This is a genomic window from Nocardia amikacinitolerans NBRC 108937 (assembly GCF_001612615.1).
GTDB classification, from domain to species: Bacteria; Actinomycetota; Actinomycetes; order Mycobacteriales; family Mycobacteriaceae; genus Nocardia; species Nocardia amikacinitolerans.
This window is the reverse complement of sequence record NZ_BDAU01000030.1, coordinates 141,593-168,481: the sequence shown is the minus strand read 5'-3', so window position 1 is coordinate 168,481 and position 26,889 is coordinate 141,593. Positions and strand designations below refer to the sequence as shown.

Genomic DNA, 26,889 nt, shown 5'->3' with positions numbered 1-26,889 from the left:
GGCAGGTCGCTACGGCTCACCCACGGCGGCCGGTGAGGTCAAGGGCGATGTCGACGATCATGTCTTCCTGGCCGCCGACGAGGCCGCGTCGTCCCGCCTCGACGAGCAGGGTGCGGACGTCGATTCCGTAAGCGGTAGAGGCGTTTTCGGCGTGCCGCAGGAAGCTGGAGTACACCCCGGCGTAGCCGAGGGCCAGCGTCTCCCTGTCGACTTGCACGGGCCGGTCCATCAGCGGACGGACGAGATCGTCGGCGGCGTCGGTGAGGGCGTCGAGATCGGCGCCGTGCTTCCACCCGGTGAGATCGGCGACGGCGACGAACGCCTCCAACGGCGTATTGCCCGCGCCCGCGCCGAGCCCGGCCAGCGAGGCGTCGACCCGGGTGACGCCCTCCTCGACGGCGATGACGCTGTTGGCGACGGCGAGCGAGAGATTCTGGTGCGCGTGAATGCCGATCTCGGTGCTCGGATCGAGCACCGCGCGGTAGGCCCGAACCCGTTGGCGCACACCGCTCATGGTGAGCCGCCCGCCGGAATCGGTGACGTACACGCAGTGCGCGCCGTAGGACTCCATCAGCCGCGCCTGCTCGGCCAGCCCGGCCGGAGTGTTCATGTGGCTCATCATCAGGAACCCGGAGACGTCCATGCCGAGCTCACGGGCGTAGCCGATGTGCTGCGCGGCGATGTCGGCCTCGGTGCAATGGGTCGCCACCCGCACCGAGCGCACGCCGACGTCATAGGCGCGGCGCAGGTCCTCGATGGTGCCGATGCCGGGCAGCAGCAGCGTGGTCAGCCGGGCGGTGGTGAGCGCTTCGGCCGCCGCGGCGAGCCATTCCCAGTCGGTATTGCTGCCCGGTCCGTAGGTGAGGCTGCCGCCGGACAGGCCGTCGCCGTGCGCGACTTCGATCGCGTCCACGCCCGCCGCGTCGAGTGCGGCGGCGATGGCGGCGACCCGATCGGTGGTGATGCGGTGACGCAGCGCGTGCATGCCGTCGCGCAGCGTGACGTCTTGCAGGAATACGTGGGTCATCGGGTCAGCTCCCGCGCCGAGGCGATCTGTTCGGCGACGCGCAGCGCCGCGGAGGTCATGATGTCGAGGTTGCCCGCGTACGCGGGCAGATAGTGCGCGGCGCCTTCGACTTCGAGGAACACCGACACCTGATGCGTTACCGGCCGGTCGCCGACGAGCGTGCGCACCGCGTCCTGCGGCACCGGCGTGATCTGGATGTCCTGCTTCAGCCGATAGCCGGGCACGTACGCCGCGACGGATTCGACCATGGCGCGGACGGATTCGCGCACCGCGTCCCCGGCGCGCTGTTGCGGATCATCGATGAGCGCGAGCACCGTGTCGCGCATGATCAGCGGTGGCACGGCGGGATTGAGCACGATGATGGCGCGTCCTCGCTCGGCGCCGCCGACCGCGGTGATCGCCGCGCCGGTGGTCTCGGTGAACTCGTCGATGTTCGCGCGGGTGCCTGGCCCGGCCGACTTCGAGGCGATCGACGCGACGATCTCGGCGTAGGGGACGGGCGCCACGCGCGAGATGGCCGCGACGATCGGAATGGTGGCCTGTCCACCGCAGGTGACCATGTTGACGTTGTCCGCGTCCAGGTGCGCGTCGAGGTTGACGGCGGGGACCACGAACGGTCCGAGCGCGGCCGGTGTCAGGTCGACGAGCCGCTTCCCGTGCGGGGCAAGGGCTTCGGCGTTGGCGACGTGCGCACGGGCGGAGGTGGCGTCGAACACGATGTCGATCTCGGCGAAACCGGGCATGGCGATGAGGCCACGCACGCCGTCGGCGGTGGTGGGCACCCCGAGTCGCGCCGCCCGCGCCAGACCGTCGGAAGCGGGATCGATGCCGACCATCGCGGCCATTTCCAGGGTGTCCGAGAGCCGGAGCACCTTGATCATCAAGTCGGTGCCGATATTGCCCGAGCCGATCACGGCGACCTTGGTGCGTGTCATGCGGTTTCCTCCAGGGTGAAGCCAACAGTGCCGAGCGTCTCTACGCCGTAACGGATTTCGGAGTGCACGTGCGCGCCGGGCCGCAGCGGCGCCATCGGACCGAGCGCGCCGGAGAGCACGATCTCGCCTGCGCGCAGCGGGTCGCCCAATGCGCGGGCGGTGCGCGCCAGCCAGGCCAGCGCCTCGAGCGGATCACCGAGGCACGCCGAACCTGTTCCGGTGGAAACGATCTCGCCGTCGAGCAGCATGCTCATGCTGACCTCGCGCGGCTCGAAGTCCGCCAGCGACAGCCGCCGCTCACCGAGCACGAACCATCCGCTTGACGCGTTGTCGGCCACGGTGTCCCCGAAGGTGATGTCCCAGTCGGCGATTCGGCTGTCGACGATCTCCAGCGCGGCGACGGCGTAGTCCACCGCGTTCCGCACGCTGCGGGCATCGATTTCCTCGGTGTCGAGATCGGCGGACAGCACGAAGGCCAGCTCCGCCTCGATCTTCGGTTGCAGCAGCCGGGGCCGGTCGGCCACCGGGGTGCGAACGTCCATGTCGGCGAACAGGACTCCGAAGTCCGGCTGGTCGACGCCCAGCTGTCGCTGCACGGCGGGTGCGGTCAGGCCGATCTTGCGGCCGACCACCCGCGCGCCGGATTCGATACGCCTGCGGACGCCGAGTCGCTGCACGGCGTAGGCGGATTCGACATCGTCGCTGCCGATGAGGTCACGCACGGGCGCGGCGGCCACGCCGGTGTCCGCGGCATCGGCGAGCCGTTGCGCCGCGGCCAGGATCGCTGGGCTCTCGGTCACGGTCGAGGTCATCGGGACTCCTCGTATTCGGGGGTGGTCATGTGCTCGGGGTGGGGTAGTGCGGCGTGGCCGGTGGGCAGGCGCAGCTGCCGCACCAATTCCGCGACCAGCGGCCCGGTTTCACCGCGCGGTGCGATTCCGAAGACGAACCGATCGGGTCGCAGCACCATTACCGCGCCGCGGCCGACGCCGGCCTTGCCGAACCACGACGCCAGCGCACCGGTGTGGTCTTCGATGTCGGCCACCGCGTCACCCTCGCCCCGTCCGTCACCGGGCTTGCCCTGCGGGCGTCCACCGAGCGGGTAGACCGTGACGAAGTGACAGCCGAGCCCATTCAGCACGGCCAGGTCGTCGGCCGAGCATGCCGAACGCGGGTCGACGCCGTAGCCGAGCACGGCGAAGCCGAGACCGAGCACGTCGTCGAACCGGCGGTGCCTGCCGTCGTAGGTGCGCACCTGCGGCTGCGGAGCCAGGGTGCCCTCGACACCGCGGAGCCCGCGCCGGGGCAAACCGAGGTAGGCGCTGCGGCGGAACCTGGGCGGCGGCTTCATCTGCGCCCCGCGCAGCCAGCCGCCCAGCCCCGGCGTCCGCAGCGCGGTGGTCACCGTGAGGTCCCGGAGCCGAGCGGCCACCGGATTGTTCACGGAGACCAGGTTTTTCATCCACACCGACAGGGTGATCATCGCTTTGGCGTGCGGGCGACGCTCGGACTCGTAGCTGTCCAGGATCGCCGGGTCCGCGCCATGGCGCAGGATCGCGGTCAGCTTCCAGGACAGGTTGTCGGCGTCGCGCACACCGGAATTCATGCCCTGGCCGATGAACTGCGGCGTCATGTGCGCGGCGTCGCCTGCCAGCAGGATGCGTCCGTCGCGCCAGCTGTCGGCCACGACCGCGTTGAAGGTGTAGACGAGCTTGCGCAGCACCTCGACCTCGTCGGGATCGACGAACCGGGCGATGTGCGCGCGGACGTTGTCGGCGTCCTCCATCTCCTCCTTGGTCTGCGACTCGCGCAGCATGAACTCGAAGCGGTGATGCCCACCCGGCTGCGGACAGGACACGATCGGCAGTTCGGGCTCGCACACGAAGTTGAAGTACGGCAGATGCCGGAACGCGTCCACGCCGTCCTTGGCCTTCAGATCGACCACCAGCCAGCGCTCGGGGAAGCTGGTTCCGGTCATGTCGATGCCCAGCTGGGTGCGCACCACGCTGCGGCCGCCGTCGCAGCCGACCAGGTACTCGGCGCGCACCCGCTCGGCGGTCCGGCGATCGGTCTCGGGTTGCCGTTTGCCGTAGCCGGTGCCCGCGCAGGCGGCGTGCTCGACGCTCACACCCGTGGCGTCTTGGTCGAAGTCGACGACCTCGCGGCCGCGTCGCACGGTGACGTGCGGGTAGCGCTCCAGCGCCCGCTCGAGGGAGCTCTCCAGATACGGCTGGTAGAGGAAGTTGACCACCGGCCAGCCGAGGGGACGCTCGACCTGGTTGAACTGCGCGAGCAGCTTTCCGTCGGAGCGGACCCACTGGACGGTGGAGTCGATGTTCATGTCCGCCGCCAATTCGTCCGCCGCACCGGCCGTTTGGAAGATCCGCATGCCCTCGTCGTCGGTATAGACGGCGCGCGCGAGTCCGTAGTACTCCGGCTCGCGCTCCAGCACGAGCACCCGCACGCCGCGGCGGCCGAGCAGGTTGGCCAGGGTGAGCCCGGTCGGTCCGAGCCCGACGACTACCACGTCGTAGTCGAATTCGTTCATCGAGACGGTTCTCCCGACAGTTCCGGCACCGTGATCTCCGGTGTGCGTACGGTTTCCATGGCGCGGCGGAACTGGGCGAACGTGTCCAGCACCGTCTGTCCGACAGTGGTGTGGCCCCAGATGCTGATGCCCTGATAGGTGCTCGGCTCCCAGGTCGCCTCGCGTTCGGGTGTGATGACGATCGGATTCCAGCCGACCTCGAGCTCGAAGCCGGACGGTGTCACGCAGTAGTAGGACAGCTCCCGGTCGTTGGTGTGCTGGCCGACCGACCACGCCATGCGGAAACCGAGATCGGTGACGCGCTGGAAGGAGGCCAGCATGTCGTCCAACGTCGCGGACTGAATGTTGATGTGCTGCACGCGGGTCCGGATCGGGTCGATCTTCACTCCGCGCACGTTGGCGATCGCGATCGAATGGTGGCGCTCGTTGACCCGCAGGAAGCGGATCTTCATCGTCAGTCCCGAGATGTTCTCGTCGATGTAATCGCTCAGGCGGGAATCGAAGATGGTGTGGTAATAGCCGCGCATCGACTCCGGTTCCCTGGACACGATCGCGACATGGCCCATGCCCGCCTCGCCGGTGACCCAGCCCGAGCTGAGCATTCGCAACGGTTCCGGCGTGGTCACCGCGGTCGTGAAGATCTCGGTGGCAATGCCTTTGGGGCCGGGAAAGCGCCAGAGCCGCTCCACCCCGCGCAGGACGGCTTCGTCGGGCGTGCCCTCCTCGATCGGGACACCGCGGTCGGCGACCCTGGCGACGATCCGGTCGAACGTCTCGTGATCGTCGATCTGCCAGCCGAGAGCCGTCACGTCCTCGGCGGGACCGCGCTCGATCAGGAATCGGCACGCGTGGTCGTCGAGCCGGAAGCGCAGCGTATCGGCGTCGAGCCGATCGACGTGCATGCCGATCGCCAAGGCGCCGAAGCGATCCCAGTCGGTCAGCTTGCGGGACCGCACCGCGACGTAGCCCAGGTGCACCGCTCCGAACACCGAGCCGTCGGAGTTCGGGCGCAGGAAATCGGTCATGGCCTCGCCTCGAGGAACGTGGTCGCGAGCCCGTTGAACAGGTCGGCGCGCTCCCACTGCACCCAGTGGCCGGTCCGTGCGGCGAGGAACAGGTCGCAGTTGGGCATCCGGTCGGCCAGCATGCGGCCGCCCTCGGGCCGGTTGACCTGGTCTTCGGCACCCCAGATCACCAGTGTCGGATGCTTCACCTCGCCGAGCCGAGCATCGCGGGTGAAGTCCATCCGCCACACCGTCCGTAGCGCCGAGGGGCCCGACGGCCTGCGCAGCGGCGGATTCGCGACGACGTCGGGGTCCAGGCTGGCCCGATACCGCTCATCGATCAGCTCCTCGGTGATCGCGCTCGCGTCGTAGACCAGGTGATCTCGCACGAACGTGGCGAGTTTCTCCCGGCTCGGGCCGTCGCCGCCGTAGTAGGAAAGCAGCGACCGCAAGCCTTTCGTCGGCAGCGCACGGGTGGTGCCGATGCCACCCGGGCCCATCAGGATCAGCCTGCCGACCTTCTCTGGGCGGTCCATCGCCAACCGCAGCGCCGCGGCGCCGCCGTAGGAGTTGCCGACCAGGTGCGCGCGCGGCAGGTCCAGCGCGTCGAGCAGCCCGCCGACCGAGGCGGCGAGATCGCCGAACGGGTCGGACTGATCGACCCGCTTGGTCGAGCGGCCGTAGCCGGGCATGTCCGGGACGATGACCCGGAACCGCCCCGCCAGCGCCTCGATGTTGCGCGAGTAGTTCGAGAGCCCGGACGCACCGGGGCCGCCGCCGTGCAACAGCACCACGGCCGGGCCCGCGCCGAACTCGGCGAAGAAGATGTCGCGGTCGCCGACCCGAACCGTCCGTCCGGCGTCGACCCCCTTGTCGATGCTTGTCACAAGCCACCTCCACAGTTCAGATGATGAAATCATCAGTTACGAGGAAAGTGTTTGTCAAGCAGAAATGATGAGAACATCAGAAAAGATGATTGTCTCTATTAGGTGTGGCGCGCGCCGCGGCACCGCGGCCGGGAATCGTCTCTGATCGTTTCCTCAGTTACGATTCTGGTGACGATTCCGAGTGGGGAGAGGGCCGATGACCACCGAACCCGTAGTGCGCAACCGCGTCGACCGGCGCCGTGAGCGCACCCGCAACGCACTGCTCGGCGCGGCACGCAAGTTTCTCTCGGAGGGCCGTTCGGCGGTGAGCATCCAGGAGATCACCGACGCCGCCGACGTCGGATTCGGTTCCTTCTACAACCATTTCGAGTCCAAGGAGCAGCTGTTCGACGAGGCGGCGCGCTCGGCGTTGCGGGTCTACAGCGAGATGCGCGACGCCATCGTCGCGCTCTACGACGACCCGGCCGAGGTGTTCGCCGTCAGCTTCCGCCTGACCGGACGGTTGCAGCGGCAGATCCCCGAGATGGTCAAGGTCGTACTGAACTGGGGCATGTCGATCATGCTGCTGGACGAGGGTCTCGCGCCGCGCGCCCGCCGCGACATCGTCGCCGCCCAAGAGGCGGGCCGCTTCGAACCTATGGACCCCGACCTAGCCGTGATGGCCGCGGGCGGCTCGATGCTTGGCCTGCTGCAACTGCTCGACGCCGAGCCGGACGCCGACGCGGGCGCCCTCTCGGACGAGATGGCCTTCCGCGTGCTGCGCATGTTCGGCATGAACAAGCGCGCCGCGCAGAAACTCACCTCCACCGAGCTGCCGCCGCTGCCGCAGCTGTGACCGTCAGGGCCGGTAGGCGCGCCGGGTGAGCTCGACGAGCGAGTCGGCGTAGTCGGCGGTGAGCGGGCGGCCTAGAGCGCCTGCGGTCCGGCGAGCCCGATACTGCCCGCGAGGTCGGCGAGGGTGGCGTCGAACAGCGCGTCCGGATCGCTGACGGGCATCGGGTAGTTGCCGAACACCTCGAGGGTGACGTGCCCGTACAACCGCGCCCAGAGCGTCATCATCAGGTAGGCCACGCCCAAGTCGAGCTTCTCGGCGGGGAACTTCTGACTCGATTCGGCGAGCATGGCGAGCAATTCGGTCTGGAAACCGATCAGATCCTCGCGCAACGCGTCGGGAATCGTGTCGGTCGCAGGGGTCACCAGGTCGTAGGTGGTGAGCAGCCTGCCCGCTGCGCCGAGGAAGACCCGGCCGAACGGTTCGTCGAATTGCCTTATCCCGCCCGGGTTCTCGCCGTTCGGCGAGGCGAAGACGAGGGTGAACTCGTGCGGGTGGGCGAGGGCCCAGCGCCGAAAGCCCTTGCAGATGGCGAACAGTTGCACGACGCCGTCGTCGGGCAATTCGGCGACCTGCCCCGCGAGTTCGTCCGCCAGGTCGACGCAGATGTCGCGGCGCAGCGCGGCGACCAAGTCCTCGCGGGAGGCGTAGTGGCGATACAGCGCGGGCGCGGTGATGCCGAGATCGCGCGCGATGGCGCGCAGGGTCAACGCCTCTGGCCCCTGCTCGGCCAGCACCGTTCTGGCCACCCGCCGGATGTCCGCGTCGTGTACCGCGGGCATCCGGCCCCGTCGTGCGGGTTGTGTCATTCGTATGCGACCTGCCAGCTCTTGATGCCGTTCAACCAGCCCGAGCGTAGCCGGACCGGCTCGGAGATCTGACGCAGGTTCGGCATCACGTCCGCGATGGCGTTGAAGATCAGATCGAGTTGCAGCCGAGCGAGATTCGCGCCGACGCAGAAGTGCGTTCCGGTGCCGCCGAAACCCACGTGCGGGTTGGGGTTACGGGTGACGTCGAAGTCGAAGGGCTTGTCGAAGCGCTCCTCGTCGAAGTTGGCCGAGGCGTAGAAGAGTCCGACGCGCTGGCCCTTGCGGATGGCCTGGCCGCCGATCTCGGTGTCCTGCAACGCCGTCCGCTGGAAGGCGATCACCGGCGTCGCCCACCGGACGATCTCGTCGGGCGCGGTGCGCGGCCGCTCCGCCTTGTACAGCTCCCACTGCTCGGGGAAGTCGATGAACGCCTTCATGCCGTGCGTGGTGGCGTTGCGGGTGGTCTCGTTGCCCGCGACCGCCAAAAGGATGACGAACCAGGCGAATTCGTCCGATCCGAGCGCCTCGCCGTCGAGGTCGGCGGTGACGAGCTGGCTGACGATGTCGTCGGCCGGGCACTTGCGGCGCTCCTCGGCGAGGTTCCAGGAGTAGCCCATGATCTCCGCGGTGGCCAGCTTGTGGTTGCCGTCGAAGTCCGGATCGTCGTAGCCCATCATCTGATTCGACCAGTCGAACAGCTTGCCGCGGTCGGACTGCGGCACGCCGAGCAGCTCCGCGATGGCCTGCAGCGGCAGCTCGCACGCCACCTGCTGGACGAAGTCGCCGCCGCCGGTCTTCTTGGCCTCGTGGACGATTCGCTCGGCCCGCTCGTGCAGCGCGTCGCGCAGGCTCTGCACGGCGCGCGGGGTGAAGCCGCGGGAGATGATGCGCCGCAGCTTGTCGTGGATGGGCGGATCGGTGTTGACCAGCATGGCGCGCTGGATGTCGATCTCGTCGCGGGTGATGTCGCCGTTGAAGCGGATCACCGCGGTGTTGGCGTTGGTGGAGAACACCTCGGAGTTCTTGGAGATCTCCTTGATGTGGTCGAGCTTGCTGACCACCCAGTACCCGCCGTCGTCGAAGCCGCTGACGCCGTTGGGCTGGTCGACCCACCAGACCGGGGCGGTCCGGCGAAGCTCGGCCCATTCCTCGACGGGCAGACGGCTGGCGAGCAGGTCGGGGTCGGTGAAGTCGAAATCGTGCGAGATGGACGGTGCGGACACGGTACCTCCTTTGGAACACGTTCCACAGGAGTGAACCACACCACACCCTATTTGTGAACACCATTTAGTAAATCGGGTTCACTTGATTTTCGGATCAGTCCGACGGCGGTCCCGCGAGGATGGCGGTGACGACGTCGACGAGCTCGCTCATCACCTGCTCGGGGTTGAGCTGGACGCCGGAGATCGCGAGCAGGTCCTGTGTCTGGTGGACGTCGCCGAGAACTTGGAAGGTCAGGGTCATGGCCTGCGTCAGGCGGAATCGGATGGTGTGGCGAGGGAGGTCGGGGAAGGCTCGGCCGAGCAAGGTCATGAAACGGCGTGCTTGATCGGCGAACCCCTCGGCGACGGTGGACAGCGCGGGGTGGCCGCTGCCGAGAACGCTCGCGATGAACTTGACCCAGGATTCGCCCTCGCCGGTCGCCATCTCCCATACCGGCAGCACGAACGCCTCCGCCAAGCCGCGGGCGCTGACGACGCCCGACTGCTCCACGTCGTCGAGCAGGGCCGCGCGCCGGGTCGCGACCGCGTCGCTGCGCTGCCGGATCAGCGCCTCGATCAAGGCTTCCTTGGACCCGAAGTGGTAGTGCACCGCGGCGACATTCGCGCCGGCGGCCGACATCACGGCGCGCAGCGACACCGCGTCGATGCCGCGTTCGGCGAACAGCCGCTCGGCCGCGAGAATCAGCCGCCGGTCGGTCGGCATGGCTAGTTCTTCTTCGCTGATTCGAAGCTCGGCACGGTCCGCTGCGCTGGTCACCTGCTGCATTGTAGTGACCGTTCGCCCAGCGCAGACGATATCTCTATCAACTGATGCAATCACTTGATAGAGTGCGGTTCGTGAGTACGCCGACCGTTCCCGCGCACGACTTCGCGGAACTGACCGCGCTGGTGACGGGCGATCCGTCCGACACCGTTCCGGTGGTGGAGGTCTTCACCGGAACGGTCGTCGCGCACCTGCCGCAATCCTCGCCCGCCGACGTCGCCGCGGCGTTCGACCGCGCCCGCGCCGCCCAAGCCGAATGGGCGCGCTGGCCGGTGCGGCGTCGCCTCGCGGTGTTCGAACGCTTTCACCGTCTGGTCCTGGAGAACCACCGGACGATTACCGACTTGATCCAGATCGAGACGGGCAAGGCGCGCCGCATGGCCTTCGAGGAGCTGTGCGACATCCCGATGGTCATCGGCCACTATCTGAAACGCGCTCCCCGGCTGCTGCGCTCCGTTCGGCATCCCGGTGCGATTCCGCTGGTCAGCACCTCGACCGAGATCCGAAAGCCGCGCGGGGTCGTCGGCGTCATCGCGCCGTGGAACTTTCCGTTCGCGATCGGCTACTGCGATGCGATTCCCGCACTCATGGCCGGGAACGGGATCGTGCTCAAGCCGGACAACCGGACTCCGCTCAGTCCGGCGTTCGGATTGCGGCTGCTGCGCGAGGCCGGGCTTCCGGAGGGGCTCGTGCAGATCGTCTGCGGCGACGGGCCGGTGGTGGGGCCCGCGGTCGTGGACGGCGCGGACTTCGTGATGTTCACCGGATCGGAGGCCACCGGTCGGCTGGTCGCGAAACAAGCGGGCGAGCGCCTGACCGAATCGTGTTTGGAGCTCGGCGGCAAGAACCCGATGATCGTCTTGGCCGACGCGGATCTGTCCGCGGCGGTGCACAGCGCGATCTCGGGGGTCTTCGACAACACCGGTCAGCTGTGTTTGCACATCGAGCGGATCTACGTGCACGAATCGGTGTATCCGGCGTTCCGCGACGAGTTCACCGCGCGCGTCGCGGCGCTGCGGGTCGGACCCGGCTACGACTTCGACACCGAGATGGGCGCTTTGGTCTCGGAAGATCAGTGCGCTCGGGTGGCGGCGCAGGTCGAACAGGCGAAAGCTGTTGGCGCGCGGGTCCTCACCGGCGGTCATGCCCTGCCGGAGCTCGGGCCGACCTTCTACGCACCGACGGTGCTCGAGGGCGTCACCGCGGAGATGGACGTCTTCGGGGCGGAGACCTTCGGACCCGTTGTGGCGTTGTACCCGTTCTCGACCGTCGACGAAGCGGTCGAGCTCGCGAACGACACCCGGTACGGGCTGAGCGCGAGCGTCTGGGGGCGCGATCTGTCGGCGGCGCGCGCGGTCGGTGCGCGGCTGGCGGCCGGACACGTGAACGTCAACGACTCCGCCGCGCTCGCCTACGCCGGAAAAAGCGCGCCCTCAGGCGGATTCAAGGCGTCGGGGATGGGTGTCCGCAATGGCGACGCGGGTCTGCTGAAATTCACCGAGTCGACCAACGTGGCGACGCTGAAGCGGCAGGTGCTCGGGCCGGAGCCGGGCCAGCCGTACGAGAAGTACCTCGAGCGCACCCTGACGACGCTGTCCCTGCTGCGCCGCTTGCGCATCCGCTGACCGCCGATCCCGTTTCCTCACGGCGCCCTTCGAAGCCGCGAAGAAACCTCCGTACCGACTGCTGCTCGCGGTCTATTTCCTCGGCGGGCCGATCGTCACCGTGACCGGGAGACGGGCCTGCGGCGTCGCGGTGCGGCAGCCGGTGAAACCGGCTAGGGGACAGCCGGTTTCACCGCTACGTCCGCAACCGAGTTACGTCAGCGGTCGAGCCGCTCCGCCGCGAGGGCGCGCACGGCCTTCTTGTCGGGCTTGCCGAGACCGGTGAGCGGCAGCTCATCGATGACGAGCACGTGCTTGGGCACCTGGACCGATCCCTTGCGCTGCCTCACGGTCTCCTGAATCTCGGCGATCATCGTCTCCACCGCGGCCGAATCGCTCGGCGCTGTGGGATCGAGCACGACGACGGCGGTGACCGCCTCGCCCCAGCGCGGATCGGGCACCCCGACGACCGCGACGTGTGACACCGACGGATGTTCGGCGACAACGTCTTCCACCTCGCGGGGAAAGACGTTGAAACCGCCGGTGACCACCATGTCCTTGCTGCGGCCGACGATGTGCAGGAAGCCGTCCGCATCCTGGCGCGCCAGGTCGCCGGTGCGCAGCCAGCCGTCGCGGAAGGTCTCCGCGGTGGCCTCGGGCTTGTTCAGGTAACCCGCCGCGACCAGCGGTCCGGAGACACAGATCTCGCCGACCTCGCCGGGCTCGACGACCTTGTCGTCGGTATCGAGCAACGCGACGCGCAGCGCTGCCGAGGGACGCCCACACGAGGTGAGCCGCGCCGAATCGTGTTCGCGCTTACCGAGATAACTGATCGCCATCGGCGCCTCGGACTGCCCGAAATACTGCGCGAAGATCGGCCCGAAACGGTCGATCGCCTGCGTCAACCGGGTCGGGTCGATGGCCGAGGCGCCGTAGTACACCGTCTCCAGCGACGAGACGTCGCGGGTCGCGAGATCCGGGTGGTCGAGCAGCGCGTAGAGCATCGACGGCACCAGCATGGTCGCGGTGATCTTGTGTTCCTCGATGGCGCGCAGCACCTCGCCCGGCTCGAAGCGGGGAAGCACCACGCATTGACCGCCGAGCAGGACGACCGGGAGGAAGAAGGCCGCGCCCGCGTGCGAGAGCGGCGTGCAGATGAGGAATCTCGGCCGCTGCGGCCATTCCCATTCCGACAGCTGGATCTGGGTCATCGTCGCCATGGTGAGCGCGGTTCCGATGACGCCCTTGGGTTTTCCGGTGGTGCCGCCGGTGTAGCTGACCGAGATGACGGCGTCGGTCGGCAGGTCGGTGGCCTCGATCGGCTCCGCGTCGAACGCCGCGGCGGCGGCGGTCAGATCGACGCCGACATCGGCCAGTTCCGGCGGCACGGCGCCGAGCACGAGAACCCGCTTCAGCTCCGGCACCCGGTCGACCAGCTCGCGGGCGCGTTGCACGAAGGCGGGCACCGGATCGAGCACCAGGGTGGTGATGCCCGCGTCGGCGAGCACGTAGGCGTGATCGTCGAGCCCGCCCATCGGGTGCAACGCGGTGCGCCGATGGCCGCGCACCTGCCCGGCGCCGATGGTGAACAGCACCTCGGGCCGGTTGAGCGCGAGGACGCCGACGGGCGTGCCGGTGTCGACGCCGTTGGCCGCGAACGCGGCGACGTAGCGGCTGATCGCGTCCAGCACGTCGGCGCCGGTGAGGACGGTGTCACCGAGGGTGAGGACCGGACTGTCGCGGTGCCTGCGCAGCCCGGCGAGCAGGCTGTGGCCGTTGTGCACCGGCAGGCGCAGGTGGGTGTCGTGATCGATTGTCGTCATATGGTTTTCAGCTCCGAGCACTCGTTGATCGTCGTTCGGCACTATTCATGCGTGCGCCTCGCGGACGCGTGGTTCCGTCGTGCGCGGCTCGCTCATGACGGCCCCGCGTACAGTGTGACGACGCAGGCGCCGCCGAGACCGAGATTGTGCGCCAAAGCGATTCGCGCGTCCGGCACTTGCCGGTCCGCGGCCAGCCCGCGCAGCTGCCAGCAGAGTTCGGCCGTCTGCGCGAGTCCGGTAGCGCCGAGCGGGTGACCCTTGGAGATCAATCCGCCGGACGGGTTGACCACCCAGGTGCCGCCGTAGGTGGTGGCGCCGGACTCCACCAGCGCGCCCGATTCGCCCTCGCCGCAGAGACCGAGCGCCTCGTAGGTGATGAGCTCGTTGATCGAGAAGCAGTCGTGCAGTTCGATCACGTCGACCTCATCGATGGTGATCCCCGCGGTGTCGAGGGCGCGACCGGACGCGGCGCGGGTCATCGGCGCTCCGACGACATCGATCATCGACCCCGTGGCGAAGGTGGACGCGTCGTCGGTGACCAGCTCCTGGGCCAGGATCTCCACCGCCTGCGCCTCGAGCCCCAGTTCGCGCACGACGTCCTCGCTCACCAGCACGGCGGCCGCGGCGCCGTCCGACATGGGCGAGCACTGCGAGCGGGTCAGCGGACCGTGCACCGGCACGTCGGCAAGCACCTGATCCAGCGTGTAGGCATTCTGGAACTGCGCCAAGGGATTACGCGTCGAATGCGCATGGTTCTTCACCGCTACGGCGGCCAGCTGTTCGGGCGTCGTGCCGTAGCGCTTGGCGTGCTCGAGCGCGGCGTTGCCGAAGAACTGGGTGGTCATCGGCGCGGTGCCGAAGTCGTAGTGCGCGGACATGATTCGCAGGTGCCCGTCGACCGTGGTGGTCTTCGGCGGTGTCGCGGGACCGGCCATGGCTTGCTTGGTCATCTGCTCGAACCCGACGGCCAGCGCCACGTCCGCGAGACCCGCGCCGATCCACTCGCGCGCCAGCATGATCGCGGTGGAACCGGTGGCGCAGTTGTTGTTGACGTTGACCACCGGAATGCCGGTCATTCCGACGTCGTACAGCGCGCGCTGACCGGCCGCCGAGGGCTGGAAGACGTAGCCGACCGCGGCCCGCTGAACCCGGTCGTAGCCGATTCCCGCGTCGCTCATCGCGCCGCGCACCGCTTGGCCGACCATCTCGGGGTAGGTCCATTCCCGGGACCCGATCTTGACGAACGGCGTCATCCCGACGCCCACGACATACACCCGTCGCATCCTCGAACTCCCTTCTCGCTTCATGCCCGACCTCGCTTCTCGCGCAACGGCTCTCGTCGCCGCACAACGGTTGTGTCCGGTACGAAGCGTGCGAAAGGGCCATTCACGTCGTCGGCCGTTCGTCGCCGACGACCCACAGGGCGTGGAACTGAGAGGCGCCGCCCATGGCGTGGCCGATGGCTCGTCGCGTGCCGGGGACCTGGTGCTCGCCCGCCATGCCGCGGACCTGCAGCGCGGCCTCGAGGAAGCGGACCAAGCCGGTGGCTCCGGTCGGGTTGCCGGACAGCACACCGCCCGACGGGTTGACCGGCAGGGACCCGCCGAATCGCGTCGTCCCGTCGTCGACGAGTTTCCACCCTTGGTGCAGCGGGGCGAGGCCGATGTTCTCCAGCCACATCGGTTCGTACCAGCTGTACGGGATGTACAGCTCCGCGACGTCGACTTCCCGTGCGGGATCGACGATTCCGGCCTGCCGGTAGGCATCGGCGGCACACTCCGCGCCCGCGCGCGGGTTGACCTCGTCGCGTCCGGCGAAGTGGCCGGTCTCGGTGCGGAACGACATGCCGTGGATCCAGGCGGGCGGGCGCGCCGTTTTCCCGGCCTGCGAGGCGGCGGCGAGCACGATCGCGGCTGCGCCGTCGGAGGACGGGCACGATTCGAGGTAGCGGATCGGGTCCCACAGCATGCGGGACTCCTTGACCTTCTCGACGGTGATGTCGGGCATGTGCACGTGCGCGTACGGATTGCGCAGCGCGTTGAGCCGGTGATTGACCGCGACTTGCCAGCCGATGTGTTCCGGCGCGCCGGAGCGGCGAATGTATTCGCGGATGACCGGTGCGAAATGGCCGCCCGCGCCCGCGCCGAGTTTGGCGCTGAAGGGCAGTCCGCGGGAGAGCGCCCAGGTGAAATTGCCCTCGGACTCTTTGGAATACGCCGCGACGAGCACCCGTCGCGCCAACCCCGCCTCGATGAGGTGCGCCCCGTAGATGGCGGCGTGCCCGCCGACGCTGCCGCCGGTGAAGACGCGCGTCACCGGAAGGCCGCGGGCGCCGAGCGCGTCGGCGAGGTAGAGCTCCGGGTTCATCACCCCGTCGAACAGGTCGGGCGTCTTCGACAGCACGATCGCGTCGACCTCGCCCAATTCCAGCTCGGCGTCGGCCATCGCGGCCGCGACCGCTTCGCGCACCATCGCGCCGATGGTCGTCTCGCGGCGCTTGGCCTGCTTGCCCTGACCGATGCCGATGACGGCGACGGGTTCACTCATGCCGGGTCTCCTTCCAGCAGGCAGACCATATTCTGTTGCAGCGCTTGACCATTGGTGGCGTGCGCGAGCGCTCGGCGGGCTCGACCGGAACGAATGCCCTTGGCCGCCTCGGCGATACGGATCAGGCCGGTGGCCGTGGTCGGTCTGCCCGCCAACGGACCACCCGACGGATTGATCGCCGTCGGCGCGCCGAGGCCGAGCTCGCGCACCAGAAGCGGTTCCTGCGCGGAGTATTCGATGTGCAGTTCGGCGATGTCGACCTCGCTCGCGGCGAATCCCGCGGTCGCCGACGCCCGCGCGGCGGCGAGGTTCGCCGACGGCGCCCTGGTCAGATCGCGCGAGCCAGGGTAGTGCCCGTCCATCCGGTGGTCGATGCCGCGGATCCAGGCGGGACGTTCGCACAGCGACCTGGCCACGTCACCGGCGGCCAGCACGACGACGCTCGCGGCATCGCCGACCGGTGACACATCGTGGTCGCGCAACGGCGCGGCCACATAGGGCGCGGCGAGCAGTTCGTCGACCTCGTACTCACCCGACACCTGCGCGTGCGGATTGGCCTTCGCGTCCGCCAGGCTGCGCGCGACGATCCGCGCCATCTCACGCTCCGTGGTCACCTCGGACTGGAGTAGCGCGCACGCCTGGATGCCCGCGATCGCGTCGCGGTGCGGGCGCAGCGGCGTGAGGTAGTAGGGGTCCAGCTGGGTGGGCACGACCTGGTCGAGGTCGCGGGGCAGCGAACCGCGGCCGATCCCGTACACCAGCGCGATGTCGCCGTGTCCCAGTTGCAGCCACGACCACGCCTCGTAGAACGCCCACGCGGCGTCCATCTCCACGTGCGACTCCGCGATCGGCGGCCAGGCGCCGACGGCGTCGAGCGAGTCGATGTAGGCGAAGGTGCGTCCCTCGTGGAAGTCGTGACTGCCGGAGCACACGAAATCGACACGGTCGCGGTCGAGTTGGATGCCGGAGAGCGCCTCCCTGATCACCGGGAGCAGGATGCCCGCCATGTCGTCGCGGCGGTTCGCGGCGAGGCAGGCGGACTGTGCGGAGCCGACGACGGCGATCTCACGCATGCCGAACCTCCTCGGTTGCGACGGGACGATAGTGGCGGATGCTCATCCACGACGGCTCGAGCTCGCCCTCTTGCCAGACCGGCTCGACCTCCATGCCGATGTGGACCTCGGCGATGTCGACCTCGCGGATCAGGTGCATCAGCCGGGTGTCCGCGCCGTGCGGCTGGATGTATGCCACCACGTACGGCGGCTCGATCTCCTGTCCGGGGAACGGGAAGCTGACGACGCAGAAGGTGGAAACGACTCCGCGCCCGTCGAGTTCGGTCGGCGCGTCGAGTTCTACGAGGCAGCGGGCGCAGAATTCCGGAGCGGGCAGATACACGTGGTGGCACGACGGGCAGGTGCTCGCCAGCAGGCGGCGCTCGGCGAGGCCGCGCAGGAATCGCGAGCGACCGACACCGGCGACGAACGTGTACTCCATCCGCAGCGGCGTCGGCATCAGCGAAACCGGTTCCGGCAGTGGTTTATTCATCGTCGTCCTCCGGCTCGAAACAGCGGAGATCCGACATCTCGCCGCGGCGTTCCTCCGCCCACCGCGCCCGCACCCGCAGGCCCCGCCGGATCCGCGCCGGATCGCCGCCGACGTCGAGGGCGTGGAAGAACGTGCCCTCCGTGCCGTCCACGGCGATGAGCGCCCAGGCGAAATCGGCGTCGACCGGATCGCCCGCCCGATGCCGAACCCAGGTCCACGACTCGACAGCGCCGACCGGCTCCAGCTCGACGAGCTCGCCCAGCTCCTTCCCGGTCACCGGATCGAACTCCGGCGGCGGGCACACCACGGTTCCGCGCTCGGTCCGCGCACCGAACAGCCGCTTCTCCCGCAGCCCGGCCAGGAACGTCCCGACCACCGGCCCCACCGTGCGCTCGAACGGGAACTCGATCTCATACGGGGCCCGTAGCCCCTCGTCGACCTCAGCAGCGGACATCGGCAGCTCCTTTCCCGTCCGGAGTCTGCCTCAATCACGTGATTGAAACAAGTGCTTGAGCCCGCGTGCGGGTCTCGCGATGTCAGTACCCTCGCCCGAGCAACCCCGCCGCGCCGGAGCAGAGTTCGTCGATGACCTGGGCCGCCGGGGTGACCGCGGTAACCTGGCCGACTCCTTGGCCCGCGTCGACCGGTGCGGTGCGCGGGTCGTCGGCGGCGACGGCGGCCGCCAACTCAGCTTGGGCCGCCTCGTTCGTGCGCAGGGCGTCCTCGTGGCCCGTCCACCGGGTCGCGAAGTCGTTGCGCAGGACGCGTGCGGGAAACCTTGTCGGCCAAGGCAATCGCATCGCGACGTCGAATGCCGTGGTGGCGATCGTGTCGGTGCCGTCGGCCGCGAGCATCGCGCGGCGGCTCGCCTCCGGCAGCGACGACTCCGAGCAGGCGGCGAGGTGCGTGCCGAGCCACGCCCCGCTCGCGCCGGCGGCGAGCACGGCCGCGAGACTCGCGGGCGACCCGATGCCGCCCGCGGCGAGGACCGGCACCGTCACGGCGTCGAGCACCGCGTCCAGCAGCGGCAGCGTCGCCATTTCCACCGCGCCGTGACCGCCGCCTTCCGCGCCTCGCGCGACCAGAACGTCGATGCCGGCCTCCTCGGCTCGGCGCGCCTCGGCCGCGTTGTATACCTGTGTGGCCGTGCGTATTCCGTGGGCGCGCACGCGTTCGATCCAGGACGGGTCCGTCCCGAAGCTCACCGCGATCAGGGTGGGCGCCGCGGCGATTGCGACCTCGAGCAGTTCCGGTTCGGCGGCGACGACCCAGTCGACCAGACCGATACCGAATCGCCCGTCGAGGGACTCCGTATACGGAAGTTCTCTGCGCAGCGCCGCCGCGGATCCGGCGCTGCCCATGCCGATCATCCCCAGCCCGCCCGCCGCCGTGACCGCCGCCGCCAGCCGACCGCCCGCCACCCCGCCCATCGGTGCGTTCACCACCGGCACGCGCAGTCCCATCGCCCGCGACCACTCCGTGCTCAGGGGCGGTCCGGCGACTCGATAGTCCGAAGAATGCGGTTCCCGTTGCGACGCGGCCATGCCTCCATGCCAGCACAGCGGCGGGATTGAAACGCGGCGGGGTGGGTAGATCGAAGCGACGACGAAGGAGGTCCGCCATGCCACGCGCGAAATACACCGACGACGAGAACAACGACAAGTCGAAGGCCGACAAGCCGCCGGGACCGACCGACCAGGGCCGCGACGGCGGAATGGCGACCAGGGAGGTCGCCCCGGAAATGGCCGCCACCGAGGACGCCCAGGAACCCCCGGACTGATCCGTCTGGCACTACGCCGGGAGCTGAACACCAGAACGGGGTCAGCTCCCGCACGGCCGGGGCGGAGGTGGCTCACTCCAGGTCGATGGCCAGCGCGGGGTCGAGGTGCAGGGTGCGGCGGGTTCGCCAGGGTGGGGGAGTGAGCATGGCGGTGAGCTGGGGTCGGGTCAGGGCGGCGCGGAGTTCGGGGGCGGCGCGCAGGTGAGTCATGGTGGAGTACAAGGAGTTCGGGCGGACACCCCACATGATCGGGGTGATCTTCCACGGGCCGTCCAGGCTGTCGGCGGGTGGGCGTAGGTGCGTCGGCGTCCTTCTCGGTGTCCGGCGGGTGGTCACCGTGTCACGGGGACATCGGATCTCGATGGTCTCGGCTCCCTTGGGATCGAAACCCGCAGCGAAATGCGTTGCGTCCCAAGGGAATTCCCAGTCGAAGTTGCGCGTCGTGATCCGGATGGCGTCCGGGGAGAAGGACAGTCGTGCGGTACGCCGGTAGGAGAGGGTCAAACCCGTCAAGAGGAGGAGCGCGACGAGGAGCGCGATCCCGCACAACGTCGACTCGAGCTCGCGCGCGAGGACGCCGAGCCACAGCGCCGCCACCGCCACCGCCGCGAGCCCGGCGAGCACGGGAGCCAAGCGAACCGGGAAATAGCGCAGCACGAAGGTGTTCTCCGCGTCGCCCGCGCGCACCTCGGGGCGATCCTCGATGCCCATGACGAAATAGGTGAGCGCGGCGATCCCGCCGAGCAGCAGCAGAAGACCGCCGATCCCCACGACGGACCGGTTGCCGAACACCATTCCCACGACCGAACACGCCGCGCCGCCGACCAACGCGACCAACGACGCCACCGACCACCCGATGGCCCGAGACTCGGGCCACACGCACCGCCACGCGTACCCGGGCGGTGCGCCGGGATGGCCGGGAACTGTAGGTATGCTCATCGCCTTCCGTTCAGGGCTCGTCGTCGCACCGAACCCCGTCGTCCGGCACCGCCCTGAAAGTAGTCGTAGACCCCGACCAACCCGAAGACCAACACGGTTTGCCACGGCTTTCTCGGCATTTGTGAAACACGCGTGTGAACCTACGGGTAGACCGGTCGGTTTCTGGCAAAGTGCATGGGTATGAGCGATCAGGACACCGAACTGATCTACCTCGTAGAGATCTCGCGCCCCGGCCGGAGTGAGGAGCTGTGGTGGCGGGTCGGCAATGTCGGCACACCGGCGCAGACCTCGGCGGCGCTCGCCGAACTCGCCAGGCGCGTCTGCCGGGATCTGCTCTCGCCCGAGCCGCGGCGGTGCGACCGCGCGCGTCGCTGCTGGTATCACTGCCGAGTTTCCTGGCCGGACGGCGTAGTTCTCGACGAAGTCGAGGGACGCGTGCAGGCATTCTTGCTCGCCGTCGAGTTGTGGCGAGCCTCGGCGATAGCGGGGTCCGCGATCAAAGACGTGGACACCTAGAAATCCCGAGCGTCCGATCCGACTTTTCGGTTTTCGCGCACGCGCCATCGCCCGCCACTATCCTTGATGCGTCAGTTTCTCCAACACGGCTCGAAACCTGTCCTGTCGGGGCGGCATCCGCCACCCCGCCTAGAAGCTGGGAGAGAACCGAATGGATATTCAGGACATTCACGAGAAGTTCGACTCGCTGGACATCGACGGCGACGGCTACATCGACCGCGAGGAATTCATCCAGCACTACGAGCGCAGGGGCCAGGACATCGACATCCTGGCGTCCCGCTTCGACGAAGTCGACATCGACGGCGACGGCAGGATCAGCAGGGACGAATTCCTGACCGCCGCTCGCGCACCGCTCTGAACCGGCCTTATTGGAGCGTTTTCGCTCCGAGCCGAAGAGCGTTGCCGATCACTAGCTCCACCGGAACGCGCGAGGGCCCCTCCGCCGAGGGGCCCTCGTGTTCCCTTCGGCCCGCGCGAATTTCGTAGCGTCTCACCGGCGCCGAGCGGCTACTCGGTGATTCCCAAGGCTCGCCATGCCGCGGCGAGAACCTGCCGACGACGGGCGGGCGGCCACGGTGCGCCCTCGTCGAACCCGCCGACGACGAGCCCGTCCACGACGACGTTCAGCAGATCGGCGGCGTGCTCGCGCTCCGCGATTCCCGCCTGTGCCAACAGGTTTTCCAGCGCGGCGTCCCACCAGTCGTTGAACGCGTCGAGTTCGGCGCGCAGGACCGGCTCGGTGGGCGCGCCGAGGATCAGCGCGAGCCAGAACCGGTGGGTCGCTTCGTCGGCCGTCAGCACGGCCCACTCGACCAGCGCGCGCAACGCGACCGCGCCGCCGTGGCCCGCCATGGCGTCCTCGGCTTGTCCGCGCCGCGCGTCGACCTCGCGCCGTACCGCCATGCGCAGCATCTCGTCCCTGCTGCCGACGTAGTGCGTCACCACCGAGGTCGACGCGCCGACGCGTTCGGCTACCGAACGGATGGTCACGGCGGCGAACCCGGCCTCGGTGGCGAGGCCGACGACGGCGTCGCTGACGGCCGTGAGTCGGGCGGTGCGATCGACGGTACGTGGCATGGCCACAGCCTAGCATTTGTGCAACACTTGTTTTACAACAAGCGTTGCACAAAGGAGCTGGCGATGGAACGAACGACGGTCGCGGTCATCGGCGCCGGATTCGCGGGACTCACCGCGGCCCGCGCCCTCCGCGCACACGGCATCGACGCACTCGTCCTGGAAGCGGCCGACCGCGTCGGCGGCCGCGCCAGGACCGAGCGTTCGGCCGCGGACACACCGGTGGATCTCGGCGGCCAGTGGATCGGCCACGACCACGCCCGAATGACCGAGCTCGCAACCGAATTCGGTATGACACTGTTCCCGACGCCCAGCGTGGGCAAAGCTCTCGTCCTCGACGGCGGACGCCGGGTGCGGATCGGCCCGCTCACCGCGGCGGCGACCGGGTGGGCGCTGCTGCGGCTGGAATTGTTGGCGCGCAGGGGTGCTCACCGCCGGTGGGACGAGGTGACGGCGTCGAACTGGGTCGGCCGGATTCCCGGGTCGCGTGCGCGTCGCCTGCTCGAGGTGATCCTGTCCGAAGCGCTGGCTTGCGATCTCGACACCGTCTCCGTCGCGGCGCTCGCGGTGGGTGTTCGGTCGGCGGGCGGTCTGCGCGTCATGCTCGGCACTGCGGGCGGTGCACAGGAATCGCTGCTCTCGGGCGGGGCAGGCGCGCTGGCCGAAGCGCTCGCGGCCGAACTCGGCGACGCGGTTCGTCTCGCACGGCCGGTCACCGCGATCACGCGATCGGACGACGGCGTCACCCTCACCACGCCGACCGGTCCGGTGCACGCCGCGCGCGCGATCGTCACCGTGCCCGCGCCGGTCGCCGCCGCGATCCGGCACGACCCGCGACTGCCCGCCGAACGCCGACGCCTTCAGGACAACGTCCGAATGGGCACGATCTACAAGGCGATCGCCGTCTACGACCGGCCCTTCTGGCGCGAGCGTGGCCTCAGTGGCGAGATCGTCGCCCTGGACGGTCCGGTGCCCGCCTCGTTCGACATCTCACCGCCGACCGGCCCCGGCCACCTCTGTGTGCTCGTCCCCGGACGGGACGCAAGGGAACTGGATCGGCTCGCTCCCGCCGACCGGCGGAACACCGTGCTGTCCGCCTTGGCGAACCATCTCGGTCCTGCCGTGCTGGACCCGCTCAGCTGGCACGAGAAGTCCTGGCACCACGATCCGTTCGTCGGCGGCGGGTACTCCGGGCTTCCGCTTCCCGGCACGCTCGATCTACTCACCGCCGCCGCGAAGCCGACCGGTCCGATCCACTGGGCGGGCACGGAAACCGCGCCGCGCTGGACCGGCTACCTCGAAGGCGCGGTCGTCTCCGGTGCGCGCGCCGCCGACGAAGTCGTGGCGTCGTTGCGCTCGACTTGCCTTGGAGTGCACTCCAAGTCGTAGCGTGAGGGTCTCGGGCTTGCCGATACACGAGGAGACCACACCATGGAACTCGGCTTTCACATTCCGATCTTCGACATCGACGGTGGAACCACCGCCATCGCGGGCGAACTGGCCAGGGTCGGCGCCGCGGCCGAAGCATCGGGTGCGACCTGGTTGTCGTTCATGGATCACTACTTCCAGATCGAGCCGACCGGCCTTCCCGCGGAAGCGAACATGCTGGAGGGCTACACCACGCTCGGCTTTCTCGCCGCGCACACCTCGACGATCGAACTCGGCTTGCTCGTTACCGGTGTGACGTACCGGCATCCCGGCCTGCTCGCCAAGATCGTCACCACGCTCGACGTCCTGTCGGGCGGGCGGGCCGCGCTCGGTATCGGCGCCGCGTGGTTCGAGCGCGAGCACCGCGGGCTCGGCGTCGAGTTTCCCTCGGTCGCCGAACGATTCGAGCGACTCGAAGAAGCTCTGCGCATCTGCGACCAGATGTGGGACCCCCGGAACAACGGGCCGTTCGAGGGCAAGCACTACCGGTTGGCCGAGACGCTGTGTTCGCCGCAGCCGATCCACCGCCCCACGGTGCTGATCGGTGGTGGCGGGGAACGCAAGACGCTGCGGTTGGTCGCGCAGTACGGCGACGCGTGCAACCTGTTCGGGACCTCGCCGCAGGACGTCGAACACAAGCTCGACGTCCTGCGCAGGCACTGCGACGATCTCGGCCGCGACTACGACCGGATTCGCAAGACGATCATGGCGAACAACCCGCGCCCCACCCCGGACACCCGCGACGAATTCGTCCGCTCGATGGCCGATTACGCGAAGCTCGGCGTGCACACCGTCATCATCGTCCCGACCAGCGGCTCGCCTGCCGCGTGGATCGATGAGATCGCGCCGGTCGTCCCGCAACTGGCCGACCTCGGCTGACCGCCGCACTCGCTCCAGCCCGGCGCGGCCGGTGCTCACCGAGCTGTCAGGCTCCCGGCGCATCGTCACCGATGCGCCGGGAGTCCGCTCACCGTGGCGTCACGCCGTCGGCGCGGGGCTGAAGACGCAGAAGAAGTTGCCGGAGGTGTCGAGCAGGTCGGCCGACACCAATCCGTCGTTGCTGGTGACCGGCGGCGTCACCACCTTGGCGCCCAGCGCCTCGGCCGCCGCCAGCGTGGCCGCGACGTCCTCCACGACCACCAGGAAGGTGGCGTGGTTGGCCGAGGTGTCCGTGGTGTGCGCGATGCCGCCGCTCGGCGCCTCGCTGCCGGGGTAGTGGATCAGTTCGTAGCCCTGGTCGCCGCTCGGGTAGGGGCTGAAGGTCCAGCCGAACAGCTCGCCGTAGAACTTCTTCACCAGTTCGGGCTTGTCGCTGCCGACCTGGAACCAGGCGACGGTGTTGTAGGCGGGAGTGGTCATGGGATTTCGCTCCGGAATCTCGGGGTCGTTGACTTGCCGGATCACGATCTCCCGCCGCGGCGACAACCCCCTGTCGGTGTTTTCGAATCGGTTCTACAGCGCGACGATCCGGAGTCTGGTGTCGGGAATGTCCAACGCCGGACCGTCGAAATCGCGGTGCGGCGCGGGCTGTTCGGTCGCCGCCGCCGACGCGATCCGGTCCAGCCGGAAGCAACGCGGATTGCCGCGCAGCCTGCACCAGGCGGCCAGGTACCACCCGTTCGCCCCGTTCACCAACGCGAACGGCTCGACGTCGCGCTCGGTGCGCGCGCCGAACCGGTCGAGATAGCCGATCCGCAAGACCCGCCCGACCTCGATGGCCCCCTCGATCACCGCGGGAATCGTGTTGATCTCTTGTGCGTCGAGCGGATCGATCAAACGGATACGTCCGGCGAGCTCGCGCGCGGCGGCCGCGTTGCGTTCCGGCAGCACCGCCAAGATCTTGCGCAGCGCGCTGTGGCCCGCCTGCTCGAACGGACCGCCGCGATGACGGGCCAGCGCGACCGCCAGCGCGACGGTCTCCGCGGGCGTGAAGTTCAACGGCGGCAAGGACATGCTCTTCTCCAGCGCGTACCCACCGCGCCTGCCCACGTCGGCGTAGATCGGGATACCGGCCTGCTGTAGCGCGGCGATATCGCGTTCGATCGTCCGGACGCTCACCTCGTACCGTTCCGCCAACTCCCGCGCGGTGCGCAGCCGCGGGGAGATCGCCCGCAACTCCTCGACTATCGCGTACAGCCGATCCGTCCGGTTCACGCCGCCACCGTAGCGCCGCCCACCGACAGATCTCGGACCGTGATTCCAGCCCTCGGCCCGAATTCGACAGGCGGGTCAGACCCAGGTCGCCGAGTCGGGATCGACGCCGTTGGCGCGCGCGTTGGCGTCGATGATGTCGCGCAGCCAGGCGCTCAAACCGGTCTCGATGCCGTCGTAGAAGGTGGCGAATCCCGGGTCGGTGGCGTAGGTGCGCCCCAGGCAGACGTGCATCGAGTGGGTGCAGTCGAAGTACACGCCGAGCGAGGCCCGGTGCCGCTCGGCCAAGGCGTTGGCCTGCTCGCTTCCCGGCATCACGCCGGCCCGAAGCGCCGCGCCCAGTTCCGTGTGCAGCGCGTCGACATCCTCCGCGATCTGTTGCCAATGCTCGGCGGTCCGGCCCGCGGCGCGCTCGGCGTACTGCGCCCACTGCACGGTGTCACCCCAGCGATCGCGTGCTTCCGCGGCCCAGGACGGTTGCCAGTGCTCGCCGAAGATCGCCACCTGCTCCTCGGCGGACAGCAGGATGCCGGACTCCCGCGCCTCGATCATGCGATCGAGCGCGTCGCCCATCCGGCGCAGGTGGGCGCCGCGCTCGCGCAACTGGTCGCGCTGTGTGCGCAGCGCCGCGAGGGCGTCGGCCGCCTGCGCGTCCAACAGCGCCGCGATATCGCCGAGCGGCACGCCGAGCTCGCGGTACACCAGCACCCGGTGAATGCGAGCGAGGTCGGCGGCCGTATAGCGCCGATAGCCTGCGTCGGTGCGCTCGGACGGGTGGACGAGCCCGATCGAATCCCAGTGGTGCAGCGTTCGGATCGTCACGCCGACCAGCGACGCGACCGCGCCGACGGTGAGATCGCCGTCTTCGTCCATGGCTCGATTCGTCACGCGGATCAGTCTGGCAGCCGGTTCACTCGCTGGGCGGTTCGATCCCGATGCCTCGCAGATGCTCGGCCTCCGGGCTGTCGGGATCCCACGGTCGCGCGGCCGTCATGATCACCCGGGTGTTCTCCGGAGTGCGGATCTCGAGTTCCACCGAGTTCCACGGCATCCGCCGGGGGCCGGTCGCGCAGCCGGGGACCAGCTCGTCGCACGCGGCGGCGATCGCGTCGAGCTGGCTCAGCACGCAGGCGAAGCTCACGGTGAGCGCGGGCGCCTCGGCGGGCCGCTCGCCGTGCACGAGCAACACGTCCTGGAAGGCCCAGCGGCGCAGGTGGGTGAGTCCGCCGGGGATCGAGAACAGGTCGAAGAACCCGAGGCCGCGGGTCCAGAAGTCGACCGATGCGGCCAGATCCGGCGTCGGCGCCGTGACGAACATCGGCATTCCGTACAGGCCGTGGAAGAGCTCCGGTGGTTCGGCGTTCAACTCGGGAGTGGGAACAGGGCTGATGTCGAAGGCGGGGAAGGTCTCTGTCATGGCGCCATCGTCGACCCTCACGCGACGTGAGGGTCAA

29 protein-coding genes are annotated in these 26,889 nt (G+C 68.9%); 7 read left to right on the top strand and 22 right to left on the bottom strand.

Annotation, left to right across the window (positions count from 1 at the left end):
- Positions 1-16: 16 nt before the first annotated feature.
- From dmpG to NAM01S_RS22185, 6 genes are read right to left on the bottom strand one after another with little or no spacing between them, the layout of a single operon-like run.
- Positions 17-1,027 (bottom strand): 4-hydroxy-2-oxovalerate aldolase, encoded by a 1,011-nt coding sequence (gene dmpG / locus NAM01S_RS22210; RefSeq protein ID WP_067788181.1) that lies wholly within the window; start codon positions 1,025-1,027, stop codon positions 17-19.
- Positions 1,024-1,962 (bottom strand): acetaldehyde dehydrogenase (acetylating), encoded by a 939-nt coding sequence (locus tag NAM01S_RS22205; RefSeq protein WP_067788180.1) that lies wholly within the window; start codon positions 1,960-1,962, stop codon positions 1,024-1,026. The genes dmpG and NAM01S_RS22205 overlap by 4 nt, the downstream gene beginning before the upstream one ends.
- Complete coding sequence (locus NAM01S_RS22200) at positions 1,959-2,774, bottom strand: 2-keto-4-pentenoate hydratase (protein WP_067788178.1); 816 nt, start codon at positions 2,772-2,774, stop codon at positions 1,959-1,961. The genes NAM01S_RS22205 and NAM01S_RS22200 overlap by 4 nt, the downstream gene beginning before the upstream one ends.
- Positions 2,771-4,510, bottom strand: coding sequence for a bifunctional 3-(3-hydroxy-phenyl)propionate/3-hydroxycinnamic acid hydroxylase MhpA (mhpA, locus tag NAM01S_RS22195; protein ID WP_067788177.1), 1,740 nt, complete (start codon positions 4,508-4,510; stop codon positions 2,771-2,773). The genes NAM01S_RS22200 and mhpA overlap by 4 nt, the downstream gene beginning before the upstream one ends.
- The gene (locus NAM01S_RS22190) at positions 4,507-5,535 is read right to left on the bottom strand and encodes a VOC family protein (RefSeq protein ID WP_067788175.1); all 1,029 of its coding nucleotides are present in this window, start codon (positions 5,533-5,535) and stop codon (positions 4,507-4,509) included. Before NAM01S_RS22190 ends, mhpA begins: the two co-directional genes overlap by 4 nt.
- The gene (locus tag NAM01S_RS22185) at positions 5,532-6,401 is read right to left on the bottom strand and encodes an alpha/beta fold hydrolase (RefSeq protein ID WP_253799059.1); all 870 of its coding nucleotides are present in this window, start codon (positions 6,399-6,401) and stop codon (positions 5,532-5,534) included. The genes NAM01S_RS22190 and NAM01S_RS22185 overlap by 4 nt, the downstream gene beginning before the upstream one ends.
- Before the next feature lie 196 nt (positions 6,402-6,597).
- Here NAM01S_RS22185 and NAM01S_RS22180 point away from each other — a divergent pair, with 196 nt between their 5' ends.
- On the top strand, positions 6,598-7,236 hold the full coding sequence (locus NAM01S_RS22180; RefSeq protein ID WP_067788173.1) for a TetR/AcrR family transcriptional regulator: 639 nt from the start codon (positions 6,598-6,600) through the stop codon (positions 7,234-7,236).
- A gap of 71 nt (positions 7,237-7,307) precedes the next feature.
- On the opposite strand, the gene NAM01S_RS22175 is transcribed toward NAM01S_RS22180, so the two are convergent.
- The 3 genes from NAM01S_RS22175 to NAM01S_RS22165 all read right to left on the bottom strand — a co-directional run bounded on the left by NAM01S_RS22175 (position 7,308) and on the right by NAM01S_RS22165 (position 9,968).
- Positions 7,308-8,042, bottom strand: a complete 735-nt coding sequence (locus NAM01S_RS22175) for a TetR/AcrR family transcriptional regulator (RefSeq protein ID WP_067788171.1) — start codon at positions 8,040-8,042, stop codon at positions 7,308-7,310.
- Entirely contained in the window at positions 8,039-9,265 is a 1,227-nt protein-coding gene (locus tag NAM01S_RS22170) for a cytochrome P450 (protein WP_067788169.1), read from the bottom strand. The genes NAM01S_RS22175 and NAM01S_RS22170 overlap by 4 nt, the downstream gene beginning before the upstream one ends.
- Before the next feature lie 94 nt (positions 9,266-9,359).
- Positions 9,360-9,968, bottom strand: coding sequence for a TetR/AcrR family transcriptional regulator (locus NAM01S_RS22165; RefSeq protein ID WP_067788168.1), 609 nt, complete (start codon positions 9,966-9,968; stop codon positions 9,360-9,362).
- A 134-nt stretch (positions 9,969-10,102) separates the two neighbouring features.
- On the opposite strand from NAM01S_RS22165, the gene NAM01S_RS22160 reads away from it, so the two are divergent.
- Positions 10,103-11,653 (top strand): succinic semialdehyde dehydrogenase, encoded by a 1,551-nt coding sequence (locus tag NAM01S_RS22160; RefSeq protein WP_218018432.1) that lies wholly within the window; start codon positions 10,103-10,105, stop codon positions 11,651-11,653.
- 197 nt (positions 11,654-11,850) lie between these two features.
- Here NAM01S_RS22160 and fadD8 read toward each other — a convergent pair whose 3' ends face one another.
- The 7 genes from fadD8 to NAM01S_RS22125 form a co-directional block, all read right to left on the bottom strand.
- A complete protein-coding gene (gene fadD8, locus NAM01S_RS22155; RefSeq protein WP_067788164.1) occupies positions 11,851-13,455 on the bottom strand; it encodes a fatty-acid--CoA ligase FadD8 in 1,605 nt (534 codons plus the stop codon).
- 92 nt (positions 13,456-13,547) lie between these two features.
- Positions 13,548-14,738 carry a thiolase C-terminal domain-containing protein gene (locus NAM01S_RS22150; RefSeq protein WP_067788162.1) on the bottom strand — a complete coding sequence of 397 codons (1,191 nt, stop codon included), beginning with the start codon at positions 14,736-14,738 and terminating at the stop codon, positions 13,548-13,550.
- 103 nt (positions 14,739-14,841) lie between these two features.
- Positions 14,842-16,002, bottom strand: a complete 1,161-nt coding sequence (locus tag NAM01S_RS22145) for a thiolase family protein (protein WP_067788160.1) — start codon at positions 16,000-16,002, stop codon at positions 14,842-14,844.
- Positions 15,999-17,075, bottom strand: coding sequence for a thiolase family protein (locus NAM01S_RS22140; protein WP_067788158.1), 1,077 nt, complete (start codon positions 17,073-17,075; stop codon positions 15,999-16,001). The genes NAM01S_RS22145 and NAM01S_RS22140 overlap by 4 nt, the downstream gene beginning before the upstream one ends.
- Complete coding sequence (locus tag NAM01S_RS22135; protein ID WP_067788156.1) at positions 17,068-17,547, bottom strand: Zn-ribbon domain-containing OB-fold protein; 480 nt, start codon at positions 17,545-17,547, stop codon at positions 17,068-17,070. The genes NAM01S_RS22140 and NAM01S_RS22135 overlap by 8 nt, the downstream gene beginning before the upstream one ends.
- Positions 17,540-18,001 (bottom strand): Zn-ribbon domain-containing OB-fold protein, encoded by a 462-nt coding sequence (locus NAM01S_RS22130; RefSeq protein ID WP_067788155.1) that lies wholly within the window; start codon positions 17,999-18,001, stop codon positions 17,540-17,542. Before NAM01S_RS22130 ends, NAM01S_RS22135 begins: the two co-directional genes overlap by 8 nt.
- Positions 18,002-18,083: 82 nt before the next feature.
- The gene (locus NAM01S_RS22125; RefSeq protein ID WP_067788153.1) at positions 18,084-19,091 is read right to left on the bottom strand and encodes an NAD(P)H-dependent flavin oxidoreductase; all 1,008 of its coding nucleotides are present in this window, start codon (positions 19,089-19,091) and stop codon (positions 18,084-18,086) included.
- Between the two features lie 77 nt (positions 19,092-19,168).
- Here NAM01S_RS22125 and NAM01S_RS35785 point away from each other — a divergent pair, with 77 nt between their 5' ends.
- Complete coding sequence (locus tag NAM01S_RS35785) at positions 19,169-19,327, top strand: hypothetical protein (protein WP_169810881.1); 159 nt, start codon at positions 19,169-19,171, stop codon at positions 19,325-19,327.
- 72 nt (positions 19,328-19,399) lie between these two features.
- Here NAM01S_RS35785 and NAM01S_RS22120 read toward each other — a convergent pair whose 3' ends face one another.
- Positions 19,400-20,266, bottom strand: coding sequence for a hypothetical protein (locus NAM01S_RS22120; protein ID WP_157107848.1), 867 nt, complete (start codon positions 20,264-20,266; stop codon positions 19,400-19,402).
- A 180-nt stretch (positions 20,267-20,446) separates the two neighbouring features.
- Between NAM01S_RS22120 and NAM01S_RS22115 the strand changes: the two genes are divergently transcribed.
- Both NAM01S_RS22115 and NAM01S_RS22110 read left to right on the top strand, forming a co-directional pair.
- Positions 20,447-20,782: a hypothetical protein gene (locus NAM01S_RS22115; RefSeq protein ID WP_067788150.1), complete on the top strand. Its 336-nt coding sequence runs from the start codon at positions 20,447-20,449 to the stop codon at positions 20,780-20,782.
- A 151-nt stretch (positions 20,783-20,933) separates the two neighbouring features.
- Positions 20,934-21,140, top strand: coding sequence for an EF-hand domain-containing protein (locus NAM01S_RS22110; protein WP_067788149.1), 207 nt, complete (start codon positions 20,934-20,936; stop codon positions 21,138-21,140).
- 149 nt (positions 21,141-21,289) lie between these two features.
- On the opposite strand, the gene NAM01S_RS22105 is transcribed toward NAM01S_RS22110, so the two are convergent.
- Entirely contained in the window at positions 21,290-21,859 is a 570-nt protein-coding gene (locus NAM01S_RS22105) for a TetR family transcriptional regulator (protein ID WP_157107847.1), read from the bottom strand.
- A gap of 63 nt (positions 21,860-21,922) precedes the next feature.
- On the opposite strand from NAM01S_RS22105, the gene NAM01S_RS22100 reads away from it, so the two are divergent.
- Together NAM01S_RS22100 and NAM01S_RS22095 are read left to right on the top strand one after the other, a co-directional pair.
- Positions 21,923-23,245, top strand: a complete 1,323-nt coding sequence (locus tag NAM01S_RS22100) for a flavin monoamine oxidase family protein (protein ID WP_067788318.1) — start codon at positions 21,923-21,925, stop codon at positions 23,243-23,245.
- Between the two features lie 42 nt (positions 23,246-23,287).
- Positions 23,288-24,163 carry an LLM class F420-dependent oxidoreductase gene (locus NAM01S_RS22095; protein ID WP_067788145.1) on the top strand — a complete coding sequence of 292 codons (876 nt, stop codon included), beginning with the start codon at positions 23,288-23,290 and terminating at the stop codon, positions 24,161-24,163.
- 99 nt (positions 24,164-24,262) lie between these two features.
- Here the strand turns inward: NAM01S_RS22095 and NAM01S_RS22090 are convergent, their stop codons facing one another.
- From NAM01S_RS22090 to NAM01S_RS22075, 4 genes are all read right to left on the bottom strand, one after another.
- Positions 24,263-24,643, bottom strand: a complete 381-nt coding sequence (locus NAM01S_RS22090; RefSeq protein WP_067788316.1) for a VOC family protein — start codon at positions 24,641-24,643, stop codon at positions 24,263-24,265.
- Between the two features lie 93 nt (positions 24,644-24,736).
- Positions 24,737-25,438: a helix-turn-helix transcriptional regulator gene (locus NAM01S_RS22085; RefSeq protein WP_067788143.1), complete on the bottom strand. Its 702-nt coding sequence runs from the start codon at positions 25,436-25,438 to the stop codon at positions 24,737-24,739.
- Positions 25,439-25,513: 75 nt separating this feature from the next.
- Positions 25,514-26,323, bottom strand: a complete 810-nt coding sequence (locus NAM01S_RS22080; protein ID WP_253799061.1) for a MerR family transcriptional regulator — start codon at positions 26,321-26,323, stop codon at positions 25,514-25,516.
- A gap of 22 nt (positions 26,324-26,345) precedes the next feature.
- On the bottom strand, positions 26,346-26,852 hold the full coding sequence (locus NAM01S_RS22075; protein WP_067788315.1) for a VOC family protein: 507 nt from the start codon (positions 26,850-26,852) through the stop codon (positions 26,346-26,348).
- Between the last annotated feature and the right edge of the window lie 37 nt (positions 26,853-26,889).

Coding starts and splice junctions, on each gene's coding strand:
- dmpG (WP_067788181.1), bottom strand. CDS start 1,027: ATGACCCACGTATTCCTGCAAGACGTCACGCTGCGCGACGGCATGCAC.
- NAM01S_RS22205 (WP_067788180.1), bottom strand. CDS start 1,962: ATGACACGCACCAAGGTCGCCGTGATCGGCTCGGGCAATATCGGCACC.
- NAM01S_RS22200 (WP_067788178.1), bottom strand. CDS start 2,774: ATGACCTCGACCGTGACCGAGAGCCCAGCGATCCTGGCCGCGGCGCAA.
- mhpA (WP_067788177.1), bottom strand. CDS start 4,510: ATGAACGAATTCGACTACGACGTGGTAGTCGTCGGGCTCGGACCGACC.
- NAM01S_RS22190 (WP_067788175.1), bottom strand. CDS start 5,535: ATGACCGATTTCCTGCGCCCGAACTCCGACGGCTCGGTGTTCGGAGCG.
- NAM01S_RS22180 (WP_067788173.1), top strand. CDS start 6,598: ATGACCACCGAACCCGTAGTGCGCAACCGCGTCGACCGGCGCCGTGAG.
- NAM01S_RS22175 (WP_067788171.1), bottom strand. CDS start 8,042: ATGACACAACCCGCACGACGGGGCCGGATGCCCGCGGTACACGACGCG.
- NAM01S_RS22165 (WP_067788168.1), bottom strand. CDS start 9,968: ATGCCGACCGACCGGCGGCTGATTCTCGCGGCCGAGCGGCTGTTCGCC.
- fadD8 (WP_067788164.1), bottom strand. CDS start 13,455: ATGACGACAATCGATCACGACACCCACCTGCGCCTGCCGGTGCACAAC.
- NAM01S_RS22150 (WP_067788162.1), bottom strand. CDS start 14,738: ATGCGACGGGTGTATGTCGTGGGCGTCGGGATGACGCCGTTCGTCAAG.
- NAM01S_RS22145 (WP_067788160.1), bottom strand. CDS start 16,002: ATGAGTGAACCCGTCGCCGTCATCGGCATCGGTCAGGGCAAGCAGGCC.
- NAM01S_RS22140 (WP_067788158.1), bottom strand. CDS start 17,075: ATGCGTGAGATCGCCGTCGTCGGCTCCGCACAGTCCGCCTGCCTCGCC.
- NAM01S_RS22135 (WP_067788156.1), bottom strand. CDS start 17,547: ATGAATAAACCACTGCCGGAACCGGTTTCGCTGATGCCGACGCCGCTG.
- NAM01S_RS22130 (WP_067788155.1), bottom strand. CDS start 18,001: ATGTCCGCTGCTGAGGTCGACGAGGGGCTACGGGCCCCGTATGAGATC.
- NAM01S_RS22125 (WP_067788153.1), bottom strand. CDS start 19,091: ATGGCCGCGTCGCAACGGGAACCGCATTCTTCGGACTATCGAGTCGCC.
- NAM01S_RS35785 (WP_169810881.1), top strand. CDS start 19,169: ATGCCACGCGCGAAATACACCGACGACGAGAACAACGACAAGTCGAAG.
- NAM01S_RS22120 (WP_157107848.1), bottom strand. CDS start 20,266: ATGAGCATACCTACAGTTCCCGGCCATCCCGGCGCACCGCCCGGGTAC.
- NAM01S_RS22115 (WP_067788150.1), top strand. CDS start 20,447: ATGAGCGATCAGGACACCGAACTGATCTACCTCGTAGAGATCTCGCGC.
- NAM01S_RS22110 (WP_067788149.1), top strand. CDS start 20,934: ATGGATATTCAGGACATTCACGAGAAGTTCGACTCGCTGGACATCGAC.
- NAM01S_RS22105 (WP_157107847.1), bottom strand. CDS start 21,859: ATGCCACGTACCGTCGATCGCACCGCCCGACTCACGGCCGTCAGCGAC.
- NAM01S_RS22100 (WP_067788318.1), top strand. CDS start 21,923: ATGGAACGAACGACGGTCGCGGTCATCGGCGCCGGATTCGCGGGACTC.
- NAM01S_RS22095 (WP_067788145.1), top strand. CDS start 23,288: ATGGAACTCGGCTTTCACATTCCGATCTTCGACATCGACGGTGGAACC.
- NAM01S_RS22090 (WP_067788316.1), bottom strand. CDS start 24,643: ATGACCACTCCCGCCTACAACACCGTCGCCTGGTTCCAGGTCGGCAGC.
- NAM01S_RS22075 (WP_067788315.1), bottom strand. CDS start 26,852: ATGACAGAGACCTTCCCCGCCTTCGACATCAGCCCTGTTCCCACTCCC.